9 protein-coding genes are annotated in these 13,288 nt (G+C 64.3%); 4 read left to right on the forward strand and 5 right to left on the reverse strand.

What is annotated here, in order from left to right; genetic code table 11:
• Positions 1-306 precede the first annotated feature (306 nt).
• The gene (locus BLV27_RS11275) at positions 307-2,838 is read left to right on the forward strand and encodes a penicillin-binding protein 1A (RefSeq protein ID WP_092646065.1); all 2,532 of its coding nucleotides are present in this window, start codon (positions 307-309) and stop codon (positions 2,836-2,838) included.
• A gap of 97 nt (positions 2,839-2,935) precedes the next feature.
• Positions 2,936-4,060 carry a peptide chain release factor 2 gene (prfB, locus tag BLV27_RS11280; protein WP_092645986.1) on the forward strand — a complete coding sequence of 375 codons (1,125 nt, stop codon included), beginning with the start codon at positions 2,936-2,938 and terminating at the stop codon, positions 4,058-4,060.
• On the opposite strand, the gene BLV27_RS11285 is transcribed toward prfB, so the two are convergent.
• The 5 genes from BLV27_RS11285 to bcp form a co-directional block, all read right to left on the reverse strand.
• Positions 4,057-5,298 (reverse strand): nucleotide disphospho-sugar-binding domain-containing protein, encoded by a 1,242-nt coding sequence (locus BLV27_RS11285; protein WP_092645987.1) that lies wholly within the window; start codon positions 5,296-5,298, stop codon positions 4,057-4,059. The genes prfB and BLV27_RS11285 overlap by 4 nt on opposite strands.
• A gap of 130 nt (positions 5,299-5,428) precedes the next feature.
• Entirely contained in the window at positions 5,429-5,947 is a 519-nt protein-coding gene (locus BLV27_RS11290; protein ID WP_092645990.1) for a bactofilin family protein, read from the reverse strand.
• On the reverse strand, positions 5,937-7,265 hold the full coding sequence (locus BLV27_RS11295; RefSeq protein ID WP_092645992.1) for a M23 family metallopeptidase: 1,329 nt from the start codon (positions 7,263-7,265) through the stop codon (positions 5,937-5,939). The genes BLV27_RS11290 and BLV27_RS11295 overlap by 11 nt, the downstream gene beginning before the upstream one ends.
• 201 nt (positions 7,266-7,466) lie before the next feature.
• Positions 7,467-8,279 carry a ferritin-like domain-containing protein gene (locus BLV27_RS11300; RefSeq protein WP_092645994.1) on the reverse strand — a complete coding sequence of 271 codons (813 nt, stop codon included), beginning with the start codon at positions 8,277-8,279 and terminating at the stop codon, positions 7,467-7,469.
• Positions 8,276-8,743, reverse strand: coding sequence for a thioredoxin-dependent thiol peroxidase (gene bcp / locus BLV27_RS11305; protein WP_092645996.1), 468 nt, complete (start codon positions 8,741-8,743; stop codon positions 8,276-8,278). The genes BLV27_RS11300 and bcp overlap by 4 nt, the downstream gene beginning before the upstream one ends.
• A gap of 123 nt (positions 8,744-8,866) precedes the next feature.
• Here bcp and BLV27_RS11310 point away from each other — a divergent pair, with 123 nt between their 5' ends.
• Together BLV27_RS11310 and queA are read left to right on the forward strand one after the other, a co-directional pair.
• Positions 8,867-12,148, forward strand: a complete 3,282-nt coding sequence (locus tag BLV27_RS11310) for an AsmA-like C-terminal region-containing protein (protein WP_092645998.1) — start codon at positions 8,867-8,869, stop codon at positions 12,146-12,148.
• 12 nt (positions 12,149-12,160) lie between these two features.
• A complete protein-coding gene (queA, locus tag BLV27_RS11315) occupies positions 12,161-13,210 on the forward strand; it encodes a tRNA preQ1(34) S-adenosylmethionine ribosyltransferase-isomerase QueA (protein WP_092646000.1) in 1,050 nt (349 codons plus the stop codon).
• Positions 13,211-13,288 lie beyond the last annotated feature (78 nt).

Below are 13,288 nucleotides of genomic sequence, written 5' to 3' on the forward strand. Positions count from 1 at the left end.
GTGCGCTTTTGGTGTTGAGTGGTTTGCACCGAACGACATTCGGAAAATTGCGCCAGTCGTGGTCAAGATATCTTTACCATCAATGCCTGATACGTCAGGGCGAATGGGCGTATGACCGCCGGAGCCGCTTTGACGGGACCGGGCCAAGGGCGTAAGCATATGACCTTGTCCGTAGTGGCATGAACGCAGAATTTCGCCGCACCGTGACCAGACGGGTGGCTGGACAGGCAGGGGTCGCGCATGACCATCGCAACGAAGATAAAGGCTGTAATCTCCGCCATCGGCCGGACGATTCATGGCACGGGCATGTTAGTGCTTTCGACTATCGGTGGGATATTCTCGGCGCTGACGCTGGGGATTATCGCCATGGCGATCAGTGTTGGTGGCGTCCTGTGGATGTATGGCCGCGACTTACCGAACCACGAGCAGCTCGCCCAGTACACTCCGCCGACGATCAGCCGAATTTATTCCGGCGAAGGTCGCCTGATGGACGAATTCGCACGCGAGCGTCGCCTGTTCGCCCCGGCGGAGGAAATCCCCGACTTGGTCAAGCAGGCCTTCATCTCGGCCGAGGACAAGAACTTCTATCAGCACGCGGGCTATGACCCGCGCGCGATCGTGTCCGCTGCCGTCGATGCGGTGGCCTCGGGCGGGCGCGAGGTTCGCGGGGCCTCGACCATCACGCAGCAGGTGATGAAGAACTTCCTTCTGACCTCCGACCGCAGCGCGGAGCGCAAGGTGAAGGAGATCATCCTCGCCTCCCGGATCGAGGAGACGCTGGGCAAGGAGGACATTCTGGAGCTGTACCTGAATGAGATCTTTCTCGGTCAGAACTCCTACGGCGTCGCCGCCGCCGCGCAGACCTATTTCAACAAGATCTTGGACGAACTGACCCTGGGCGAGGCCGCATATCTGGCCACCCTTCCTAAGCGTCCGTCGACACTGCACCCCGTGCGCAACATGGAATACGCCATCGAACGGCGGAATTACGTTCTGCGAGAGATGTTTCAGAACGGTTATATCACCCGCGCTGAAATGCTTGACGAGCAGCAGAAACCCCTGCTGACCGTGCAGTCGGGCCATTACCAGCCGTTCCGTGCCGCCCTGCCTGACCGCGACTATTTCACCGACGAGATTCGCCGTCAGTTGACCCGTGATTTCGGCGAGGAAGAGTTCTTTACCCAAGGCTTTACGGTGCGCGCGACGGTCGATGCGAACATGCAGAACGTGGCGGCCACAGCTCTGCGCCGCGCGCTGGAAAGCTACGACCGTAATGCTGGCGTTTGGCGCGGTACGGGTAAGACAGTTCCCGTCGAAACGTTGACCGATGACATGGCGTGGCGCGACGCGCTGGCCGGTGTGTCGGTTGCGCGCGATATCGACTTGGGCAATCGTTGGTTCCCGGCCGTTGTGATGGAGGTTGCCGATCAAACGCTGACATTGGGCGTCGAGGACATCGACGGGCAGGTGAGCGTCCCGCGCGAGGATATCCAATGGCTGCGCGGCGATTTTTTCGATAACTTTGAACCGGGGGACGTCGTGCATGTCCGCCGCATGACCGACGACAGCGATAATTCACTCATCCGCTGGTCTCTGCGCCAGGTGCCCGAGGTACAGGGTGGATTCATGGCGATGGACGTCAATACCGGCCGCGTGATCGCGATGCAGGGTGGCTTCAGCTACCAGCATTCGGTGTTCAACCGCGCCACGCAGGCCACGCGCCAGCCTGGCTCCAGCTTCAAGCCTTTCGTTTATGCGGCGGCGCTCGATTCCGGGTACCAGCCGAACACCATTATCGTGGACGCGCCCATCGAGATCGTCTCGGGTGGCGAGATATGGCGGCCCAAGAACGCGTCAAATCGCTTCTATGGCCCGGCCCCTTTGCGCACCGGCATCGAGCGGTCGCGCAACCTGATGACTGTGCGCCTGGCCCAGGACGTGGGCATGAATGTCGTCGCCAGCTATGCGGAGCGGTTTGGCGTCTATGATGAGATGGACGAGCTTCTGGCCAACTCCCTCGGGTCGCAGGAGTCGACGCTCTACAAAATGGTGTCAGCCTACGCGATGTTTGCCAATGGTGGTGAGAGGGTGGAGCCGACGCTCGTCGATCGGATACAGGACCGCTATGGCCGGACTGTGTTCAAGCACGATCAGCGCAGCTGCCTCGATTGCGAGCAATTCGCTACGCTGTCCGAGGGGTACGGACCCCGAATCGTGTCGAACCGCGAGCGCGTCATGGACCCGATCACCGCCTATCAACTGACGTCAATGATGAAGGGTGTCGTGGATCGCGGCACGGCATCGGGCACGGTGAACCTGCCGGTGCCGATCGCTGGCAAGACGGGTACCACCAACGATGCCAAGGACGTGTGGTTCGTCGGCTTTTCTTCGACCATCGTGGCTGGCTGCTATATCGGATACGACCGGCCCCGCAGCATGGGGCGCGGGGCTTCGGGTGGCGGCATGTGCGGCCCGGTCTTTAATGAATTCATGAGCGAAGCGATCAAGGAATATGGCGGGGGCCCGTTCGAGGTTCCACCGGGTGGGTATTTCGTGAAAATCGACCGCTTTACCGGTGCGCGGCTACCGGACGATGCGACCGGAGATTACGTCGTATCCGAATACTTCCGCGACGGGGACGATCCGTTCCTGGGACTTGGCGGCACGATCATCGACGGCGGCTTTGCCATGGCCGGCGATCTGCCGCTGTTCGGGCGCGGGCAGGGTGATGAGAGCGAAGCCCCCCTCGATTCCGAGGTGCAGACATCTACCGGGCAAACGGTTGTCGTGCCGGGGCGCGCCAGTTTCGGGTCGCTGTCGACGGGTGGTCTTTACTGACACCCCTGTTGTGACGGGCCGCGCCGGGACTGCGGTGCGTCTTGCCGCCCGCGCGCCCGCGCGATACCCACGGCGCAACAGTTTCCCGGAGGCGAAGATGCGCGCAGAAGTTCAGAACAATGTCGATGCCATCGCCAAGTCGGTTGCACTTCTCAAGCGTCGGATCGACTGGGAGACGGCACCGCACCGGCTGGAAGAGTTCAACGCCATGATAGAGGATCCAACCCTCTGGGATGATCCTGAGCGGGCACAGCAATTGATGCGCGACCGTCAGGCTTTGATGGACGGGATCGAGGGGATCGAGGCGTTGGAGCGCGACACCTCCGACAATGTCGAGATGATCGAAATGGGCGAGATGGAGGACGACGCCGAGATCGTCACCGAGGCTGAGCGCGGCATTGCCAAGCTGGTCGAGACCGCAGCGGAAAAGGAGCTGGAGGCGCTGCTTGACGGGGAAGCAGATGGCAACGACACCTTCCTTGAGATAAATTCCGGTGCCGGCGGCACGGAGAGCTGCGACTGGGCGAACATGTTGGCGCGGATGTACGTCCGCTGGGCGGAGAAGCGCGGCTATACCGTTGAGTTACAATCCCGCACGCCGGGCGAAGAAGTTGGAATCAAGTCGGCCAGCTACAAAATCAGCGGTAAGAATGCCTATGGTTGGCTGAAGTCGGAATCGGGCGTGCATCGCCTGGTCCGCATCAGCCCGTATGATTCCGCGGCCCGCCGTCACACGTCGTTCAGTTCTGTTTGGGTCTATCCGGTGGTTGACGACAACATCGAGATCGAAGTGAACCCATCGGACATCCGCATCGACACCTATCGGTCGTCCGGCGCGGGCGGGCAGCACGTGAACACCACCGACTCGGCCGTGCGGATTACGCACGAGCCGACCGGCATTGTCGTCACGTCCTCGGAAAAGTCACAGCACCAGAACCGCGATATCGCGATGAAGGCCCTTAAATCGCGGCTCTACCAAATGGAGCTGGACCGCCGGAACGCCGAGATCAACGCCGCCCACGAGGCCAAGGGCGATGCCGGATGGGGCAACCAGATCCGGTCCTACGTTTTGCAACCCTACCAGATGGTTAAGGATTTGCGGACGGGGTTCGAAACCTCGGACACGCAGGGCATCCTGGACGGCAACATCGACGGCCTGATGGCCAGCGTCCTTGCATCCAACGCCAGCGGCAAGAGCCGCGCCGACATGGACGAGGGTTAATCGCGCAGCGACGCCACCTGCGCCAATTGCAGGGCGGCGGCGCGCGCGCCGTCCTCCGCCCCGATATGCTCAGCTAGTTCGCTGGCGGCGGCGTAGTCGAAGCGGTCCAGCAGGTTACGCATCAGCGGCACGGCGCGCGCGGGCTTGAACCGCTTGGGCGATAGCGAGACGGCGAGGCCCAGATCTGACAACCGCGCGGCATTGTCCGGTTGATCCCCCCCGATGGGAACGACGAACTGTGGTCGCCCGGCGCGCAATGCCTCGCCCGTGGTCCCGATGCCGCCATGGTGCAGGATGGCAGCGGCCTGCGGGAACAGTGGGGCGTGTGACAGGCCCCGCAGCGCTAGAATATCGGGCGCAGATGCCGGCGGCGGGGTCTTGCCGTGCAATACGACCGCGCGCAGGCCCATTGCCCGCGCCAGCGCAATTGCGCGACCATAAAAGTCGCTTCCCGCGAGGCCCTGCGCGACGCTGCCCAACGTGATCACGAGAGGAGGAGAGCCAGCGTCCAGCCAGTCCTGCACCTCCCGGGGCAGATCGCCGAGCGGACTGCGCGGAAAGCCGACGGCCCGCAGGCCCGGCGGGGCATCCGAGGGGACAGTTGCGAAGGTGCCTGACCAAAGGCCCAGCCGAAGCGGCACGGCTGCGCCGCCGACATCGACAAGCGGTGTCCCTGCAAAGGGTGGCAGACCCAGGTCGGTGCGCAGACGATTGACCGGGGCCCGCAGGCCCAGCCCGATAACACACCTCAGCCCGCTCAGAATTGCACGGTTCCATCCGCGCTTGATCCAGTTGTCGGGTGTACGCGCCATAAGATCGAAGCCCGGGCCGCGGGCAGGCTGTAACGCCGAGTAGGTCAACAAGGGCTGCAACTGAAGCGGAACATACGGTAGGCGCGCTTTCTCGGCGGCGAACGCCCCACCAAAGGCGAGAAACGTACCGGCGACGCAGGCGGCCCCGACGCAGGCCAGTTCGATTTCAGGCATCACATCGGTCATCGACGGGATCGCCACGCGGCGCAGGAAGGGCAGGGGGTTCCGAAAGAACGCCGCGGCCATCTCGTCCTCGGTCTGTCCCATGGCGGCGCAAACCTGCGCCCGACTTGGACCGACCGGTGTGGCAAGAAGGCCCCAGGACCGCGCCACTTCGCAATCGTCTGGTGAAAGAAGAAGGCGCGTCTCGACCCCCATTTCCTCCAGCGAGGCCGCGATCGACAGAATTGGGTAGAGGTCGCCCAAGGAGCCAACCGTGGTGAGTACGATGGCCCCGCGGCGGGCTCGCTGGTTTCGTTCGTCCGGCCCCGGAAAACGCGAAACCCCGCTCCTTCGAGGAAGCGGGGTGCGTCGTTTGTCTGTCATTTAAGACCGATCAGTTGGTCTTGGCGGTCTCGGAGGGCTTCTGCTGCGGCATCGGCTTGCTGTTTCCGCCAAGCGGATCGTCCTGCCGTTGAACCGCGCCCTCAAAATGGGCACCCGATTCGATGGCGATTGTCTTGTGTATGATGTCGCCTTCCACGCGCGCGGTGGACGTCAGGCGTACCTTCAGACCACGAACCCGGCCGATAACGCGGCCGTTGACCACGATGTCGTCGGCGATCACTTCGCCGCGCACGACGGCGGTTTCGCCAACGGTCAGAAGGTGTGCCTGGATGTTGCCCTCGACTTCGCCTTCGATCTGGATGTCACCGGACGTCTTGATATCGCCCTTGATGACAAGGTCCGTAGACAGCGTAGATGGGGCCACCTTGGGCTTCATCGCCGACTGACCGGCCCCAAGTTCAAGGCTGGCGGGCTTCGGCGGCGGCGTCGATGACGCCGGGGCAGAGCCGGGAGCGGTGGGCTTGTCGGCGTCGCCGCCGGGCTGGTTCAACTTCGATTTAGAAAACATCCTGACCTGCGTTTATGAAGGTTACTGGGTTCAGGGCCTCGCCATTGCGCCTTATTTCATAATGAAGGTGCACGCCGGTCGACCGTCCGGTTGTCCCCATACCACCGATGTTCTGTCCGCGCGAGACCCTTTGGCCCTGCCGCACGTCAATGGAGTTGAGATGGGCATATCGCGTTTCGAAGCCGAGGGGGTGCCGGATCTTCACGAGCTTGCCATATCCGGACTGCCAGCCCGCGTGGATCACGGTTCCTTCGGCGGTGGCAAGGATTGGCGTGCCGCGGCCTGCGGCAAAATCCATGCCGGAGTGCATCCGGCCCCACCGAGGCCCGAAGCCCGAGGTGCGGCGGTGCGGAGCGCTGACGGGATGCGCCAGCGGCAGGCTCTCGGCGGCCAGGCGGTACATGTCGACGTCTTCCAGCTTATCGAGGATGCGGTTGGCGCGGGGAGTATCCTGATCCGGTAGTTCGTTACCGCTGCGCGTTGAGACGACGACCGGCTCCAAAGGGCCACCCTGGCCGTTGTAACCGCTCCGCACCGTGCTCAGGAGGGCGTCGGAAGATATGCCGGCGCGGGCAAACACCCGCTCCAACGGGGAAAGGGACGTCTCGAGGGCGGTCTCCAAGCGCTGGAAGATGCGGTCGTTTCGGTCCGCGACAACCGCGGCCATCGCTTCCATTCGGGCGATCTCCGCATCGGCGCTGGAGGCCACGATGACCGCCTCGTCACGTTCCAGCGCGGTCGCATCAAGAGCTTCGGTGAGGGCTTCGGAGGTGGCCGCGTTATCAGCGGCCAGACGCTCGGCGCGGGCTGCGGCTTCGGGCGCATTTTCCAGTCTGGCCAGCAGCGTCTCGGCCTCGTCGCGAGCGGCGTTTCGCTCGGCCACGGTGCGGCGCAGGGTCCGCTGAATGACTTCGATGCCGGTTTCCAACTCTCGTACGCGCTGTTCGCTGGAAAGGACCGTCCCCTGCATCTTGGAGACTTCTTCAAGCGCAGAATAGAAGCGATCCAGCGCCTGTTCTGCCTCCTCGGCGCGTGTGTCGCGCTCTTGCGAGAGGACGGCGAGGCGTGACTCGTAGGCGATCTGCGCGCGGGCCGCCTGATCGCGGTTCGACCCCGAGGTGATTGCCCCGATCAGGAAGAAGGACGTGACGACGACCGTCCAGCCGACCAACAGGGCACCACCGACCAGAACCCCGGCCTGCGTGACTGGTCGCATACGGACAAAACGCGTGCCCTCTTCGGATTTCAGGAACAACCGCTGCTCAGGCAGGTGGCGTTCAAGTCGCGCGTTCAGTTTGTCCGATAGCCGTTGATTCACGAACCATCCCCCGTCTGTGAGTGAGGGGCCCGCAACACGCACCCCTGTCTGTCCCCAGGTCACCCTTTCGTTCACGAAGGGTTTACCGTTGGGCGGGTTCTAGAGTGACTGTGGCGATCCGGCAACCATGCAGCATTTATCAAGGCCGGGCGGTGGCAGAATCTCGCTTGTTGTTGATGCGGCTGGAAATTGCCCCGGAGGTCAGACTTCCTCGGTCAGGGGCCAGTAAAAATCGGGCGGCAGGCCAGCGTCGGCGCGCTTCTCCTCGTTGAAGGGGGGCTTGAGGACGCCGTGGAAGTGTTTTCGCACAAGGGCGTGAAATGCATCTTTCGGGTCCAGGTCATTGCGTCCGCAAAGGAAATTGAACCATTTGCTGCCATAGGCCACGTGGCTCACCTCCTCGCCATAGATGGTTTCCAGTGCGGCGACCGCTTCGGCCTCCTTGGCGCGCTTGAAGACGTCGATCATGCCGGGGGTCACATCGAGGCCCCGCGCTTCCAGCACCATCGGCACCACGGCCAGCCGCGCCATCAGGTCGGTGGCCGTTTCCTCGGCTGCGCGCCACATGCCTGCGTGCGCTGCAAGCGCACCGTAGTGGCTTCCCGCTGCTTCGAGGCAGTCAGCCATCAGATTGAAATGCTTCGATTCGTCGTCAGCGGCTGAAACCCAGTCGTCGAAGAAGCCCATCGGCAAGGGCACGTGGCTGAACCGTGCGATGATGTCCCAATGCAGGTCGACCGCGTTCAGTTCGATATGGGCCACGGCATGCAGCAGGGCGATTCGGCCTTCCGTTGTGCCTGGCTTGCGTCGTGGCACGTCGCGTGGGTTTGCCAGTTCCGGCCGGGCGGGGCGTGCGGGTTGCATCGGCGGGTTGGCGGTGCCGACGGCGATCGGGGTGTCGCCCCTGCGCGCGGCCCGCCACGCGGCTGCGTGTCTGCGCGACAGTGCCGTCTTGGCCCGACCGTCCGCAGTGGTCAGAACCTCTACCGCCATTTCGGCAAGCGTCAGGCTCATGCCTTCACGGCCGCCAGAACCTCTTCGCTGTGGCCGGGCACCTTCACTTTGCGCCAAACCTGTTTCACGATTCCCTCGGCGTCGATAAGAAAGGTCGCGCGTTCGATGCCCATATAGGTCTTGCCGTACATGTTCTTCTCGACCCAGGTCCCGTAATCCTCGCAGGTGGTGCCTTCAGCATCCGACACCAGAATGATCTTAAGGTTGTGCTTGGCGATGAACTTGTCGTGCTTGGCTGCGGTGTCCTTGCTGACACCGATCACGACGGCCCCGGCGGCGCTGAAATCGTCGATGGCTTCGGAAAAGGCGATGCCTTCCTTGGTGCAGCCGGGCGTGTCGTCCTTGGGATAGAAATACAGCACGACCTGCTTGCCGTGCATGTCGGACAGGGTGACGTCGCTGCCGCCGTCGCGGGGCAGGGTAAAGTCGGGTGCCTGTGCGCCGGGGGTGATCTGATCGGTCATGCGGGGTCTCCGAAAATGGGGTTGGCGTCGGTTTGGTGGCGGGTCGTCCTGCAAGGGACTTGGAACCCGAGGGGCGGCGGGTCAAGGTAAAGCCCCGATCCCTGCATCTGGAACCTGTTGTTCATGACCGACCCAAGCCCCCGACGTTCCCGACGCGTGCCGCGCGCTTTGACGCTGGTGCTGCTTGTGGTGGTAAGCCTGCTTGGCGGGGCTGCCTGGCGTCTGACCGAGGGGCCGATCGCCTTGCCCGATTGGACGATTGAGCGGATTGAGCAGCGGATCGCCCGAGACATGGCCCCGCGCGACGTATCGCTGGGGCAGGTGGCGCTATTTTATGATCTGGAAGACCAGGCGTTACGACTTGCATTGTCCGGTGCGGAGCTGAGCGAGGAGGATGTGCCGATCGTCAGCCTGCCAAGCGCGCGGGTCGCTCTGGACGGCAAGGCCCTGCTGCGCGGCAAGCTGCGGCCCCGGACGATCGATGTGGACGGTCTGGTGCTGGATGTGTCGCGCGACGCCGAGGGCCGGCTCTCGCTCGCCTTCGGCTCGGGCGGCGGAACGCTGCCCAGCACCTGGGCCGAGGCGCTGGAAACCGTCGATGCGCTTCTGGCCACGCCCGCCATCGCAGCCCTGGACGAGGTGACTGTCGCAGGCGTCGCTGTCCGGTTCGACGATGCGATAACCGGCTTGGCGCAGCAGACGGAGGATGGCACGGTCATCTGGCGGCGCGAGGAGGACGGCCTGCGCCTGTCGCTGACATCCGACCTGCGGCTGGGACCCGAGACGGCGCAGATTGCCGTAAGCCTGGCCCGCCGCGCCGACAGCGGACAGGGGGCCGAGGCGCGGGTGGTTCTGACCGGATTGTCCATGGGCGGGTTAGCCGAAGTCCTGCCGAACGTGCCTGCGCTGACCTTGGTCACCGGGGAGGTTTCGGCCACCGCGTCCATGTCCTTGGCCGAGGATGGCACACCGGGCCCCCTTCGCGGGCGAGTCGTGGGGCGCGGCGCGCGGATGGTCGATCGGCCTGCACTCGCGATGGATCGGGCAATCCTGGCGTTCGACTGGCTGCCCGGATCGGGGCGCATCGGTCTGAGCGAAATCGCTGCCGCCTCGGACGATGTCGATATCACCGCCGAAGGTCAGATTCTGCTGGATGACGGGCTGACCGGGCCGATCCAGATGCAGTTGCGCATGGGCCGGACGATCCTCGACCCAGAGGGGCTGCTGGATCGGCGGGTAGAGTTTGACCAAGGCGTGTTCGAGGCGCGCCTGACGCAGCAGCCGCTGGCGCTGCGCATCGGTCAGGCCATGGTCACCGGTCCTTCGGGCACGGCGCGCCTGTCGGGGAACCTGGTTTTCGGCGCGTCGGGGCCGGACGGTGCGCTGCGTCTTGCCGTGCCGCGGATGAGCGTGTCCGATCTTGTCGCGCTCTGGCCGCCAACGTTGCAGGTGCAGGCGCGCACATGGTTTACCAACAACATGCTGTTGGGAACGGCGACAGGGGCGACTGCGCTGCTGCGAATCGCGCCGGGGCGACCGCCAGACGTCGCCGCGAGCTTCGACTTCCAGGACAGCTCGTTCCGGTACATGCGCTTCATGCCTCCCGCGCTGGATACGGACGGGGCCGCGCAGCTTTCCGACAACCGCCTGACCCTGCGTGTGGACCGGGGCCGTGTGGCCACCGCCGAACAGGAGGGCACGGGCGGTGACATCGATATCGCAGGAACCGTCTTTAGCATCCTGGACACGACAGAGCGACCATCGACGGGTGATCTGTCGTTGCTGGCGCGGGGGGAGATAGGGGACATGCTGGAGCTTCTGGACAACCGCCCCTTTCGCCTGCTGGAGCGATTGCGCAAGTCCCGAGACTTCGTTGCGGGGCAGGCGGAGGCACGCGTCTCGGTGCGCCTGCCGCTGCGCCGTGGAAATGCGCCAGTGGATATTGCCTACGAAGTCGGTGCACGGCTGACGGATGTCACCAGTCGGGACATCGTCCCCGGCAAGGTGCTGGCCGCCGACGCGCTGATCCTGACGGTGGTGCCCGGACAAGTGCAGATCGAAGGTGATATGACGTTGGAAGGCGTGCCGTTCTCGGGTCGCTGGAGCCAGACGTTGCCGCCGCCCTCGACCGAAGCGATCGACCCCGATGCCCCGCCCGGCCCGGACGAACCCCTGCCCGAGCCGGGGAGCGTTGCCGGGACAGCGCGCGTGTCGGCAGAAGGGCTGACCCGGCTGGGTATCACGCTCGATGCTCTGGAGCTATCGGGGTCGGCGCTTGCCGACATTGCGGTGAGCCTGCCGCCGGGTGCGCCGCCGCGCCTGACGGTGACCAGCGATCTGCGGGGTATGACGGCAGCACTGCCGGCCATCAGTTGGCGCAAACCCCGCGATGGGACTGCCCAGCTGGAGGTAGAGGCTACCTTGTCCGAGACGGCCGACATCACTCGGATCGCCATCGATGCGCCCGGCCTTACGGCCAGCGGCCGCGTCAGCCTGCGTCCGGGCAACGACGGGTTGCTGCAAGCAACGTTCGACGCGGTGGACACGGGCTGGTTCCGGGGGCCGCTGGTCTTGACGGGGCGAGGGGCCGGCGTCGCGCCCGCGATCGGTATTCGGGGCGGGCGTGCCGACCTGCGCCGTGCCCTGTTAGTCGGAGAGGGCGGCGGCGACGGCGGCGAAGGTGCACCGCTGGACATCGCGCTGGAGCGGCTGACCATCACGGAGGGCATCGTGATGACGGATCTGCGCGCGAGCCTGCGCGGCGGGTCCGGTGAATTCACCGGGCGGATTAACGGCGGTGCGGCGGTCGAGGGCGTATTGGTCCCGCAGGCCGGAGGCTCGGCGGTGCAGATCCGGGGCAACGACGGCGGCGGGGTTCTGCGGTCGGCGGGGTTGTTCGAGGATGCGCGTGGCGGTTCGATCTCCCTGACGCTGCGCCCCACCGGGGCAACGGGAGCATATGCCGGGCAACTTCGAATGGGGGATTTGCGTGTGCGCGAAGCGCCTGCGTTGGCATCGCTGTTGCAGGCCCTGTCGGTTGTCGGAATCCTGGAGCAACTGACCGGCGAGGGGCTGTTTTTCGAGACGGTCGAATCCGACTTCACCCTGCGGCCCGAAGATATTGTCGTCCGTCGGGCCAGTGCCGTTGGTCCGTCAATGTCGATCACAGCCGATGGCACTTTCGATATCGGGACCAAGATGATGGATCTGCAAGGGGTGATCTCGCCGATCTACCTGGTGAACGGGCTGTTCGGGGCCCTGTTCTCGCGTCCGGACGAGGGGCTGTTCGGCTTTAGCTATCGCCTGACGGGCCAAGCCGAGGACCCGGACGTCGACGTCAACCCGTTGTCGATCCTGACGCCCGGCATCTTTCGCGACATCTTCCGCAGGCCACCGCCATCCTGATAGGGGGGCGGCATGAAACTCTCTGATTTCGATTTCGATCTGCCGGACGACCTGATTGCGACGCGGCCTGCGTCGCCCCGCTCCTCCTCCCGGTTGATGGTGGGACAGGGGGATGCGATCACCGACGCCGTGTTCACCGACCTGCCGCGCTGGCTCCGACCGGGTGACCGGTTGATCCTGAACGATACCAAGGTGATTCCCGCGCGGCTGAACGGCACGCGTGTGCGGGACACGACGGACGGGTCCGGGCGCGCCAAGGTGGAGTTCACGCTGACCGCCGCGCAGCCCGACGGCAGCTGGCGGGCACTGGTCAAACCGCTTCGCAAACTTAAAATCGGGGACACGATCGAACTGGACGCAGGTCATCGTGCCATCATCGTGGACCGGACCGCGACGGACGTGGCCCTGCGCTTCGACTGCGCGCCAGAAGACGTTCATGCGCTGTTGGATGCGGCGGGGCAGATGCCTCTTCCGCCATATATCGCCGCCAAGCGCGCGCCCGATGCCCAAGACCGCGACGACTACCAAACGGTCTGGGCGCGTCATTCCGGGGCCGTTGCCGCACCCACCGCAAGTCTGCATTTTGATGCACCCCTCTTGGAGGAGTTGCGCGCACAGGGCGTCGATTTCACCGAAGTGACCCTGCACGTGGGTGCCGGCACCTTCCTGCCGGTGAAAGTGGAAGACGTGACGACGCACAAGATGCACGCCGAATGGGGCGAAGTGACGCCAGAGGCCGCCGCAGCCATCGCACAAACGCAGGCCAACGGCGGGCGCGTCATCCCGGTTGGAACGACGGCCCTGCGCCTGATTGAAAGCGCCGCGGTCGCCGGGCAGATCGCGCCATTCAGGGGAAATACGGAAATCTTTATTTATCCGGGCTATGAATTCCGTGTCGCTGACGGCCTGATTACCAATTTCCACCTCCCACAATCGACGTTGCTGATGCTGGTCTCCGCTATGATGGGACGCGACCGAATGCTGCGGATGTACGCGCATGCAATCGCCGGGAAATACCGCTTCTTCAGCTATGGAGACGCGTCCTTACTCCTGCCGGAGTGAGGGGGCACCAATCGCGAAATCGACCGTGGCCGCTTAGTGGTGCGCAAGGATCCTCCGGGCAGAATCGACCGTGTCGCA

Origin of the sequence: Jannaschia faecimaris (assembly GCF_900107415.1) — a bacterium.
GTDB lineage: Bacteria > Pseudomonadota > Alphaproteobacteria > Rhodobacterales > Rhodobacteraceae > Jannaschia > Jannaschia faecimaris.

Bases quoted from the DNA above. Each gene is read 5' to 3' on its own strand.
- BLV27_RS11275 (WP_092646065.1), top strand. From the start codon at position 307: ATGTTAGTGCTTTCGACTATCGGTGGGATATTCTCGGCGCTGACGCTG.
- prfB (WP_092645986.1), top strand. From the start codon at position 2,936: ATGCGCGCAGAAGTTCAGAACAATGTCGATGCCATCGCCAAGTCGGTT.
- BLV27_RS11290 (WP_092645990.1), bottom strand. From the start codon at position 5,947: ATGTTTTCTAAATCGAAGTTGAACCAGCCCGGCGGCGACGCCGACAAG.
- BLV27_RS11300 (WP_092645994.1), bottom strand. From the start codon at position 8,279: ATGAGCCTGACGCTTGCCGAAATGGCGGTAGAGGTTCTGACCACTGCG.
- bcp (WP_092645996.1), bottom strand. From the start codon at position 8,743: ATGACCGATCAGATCACCCCCGGCGCACAGGCACCCGACTTTACCCTG.
- BLV27_RS11310 (WP_092645998.1), top strand. From the start codon at position 8,867: ATGACCGACCCAAGCCCCCGACGTTCCCGACGCGTGCCGCGCGCTTTG.
- queA (WP_092646000.1), top strand. From the start codon at position 12,161: ATGAAACTCTCTGATTTCGATTTCGATCTGCCGGACGACCTGATTGCG.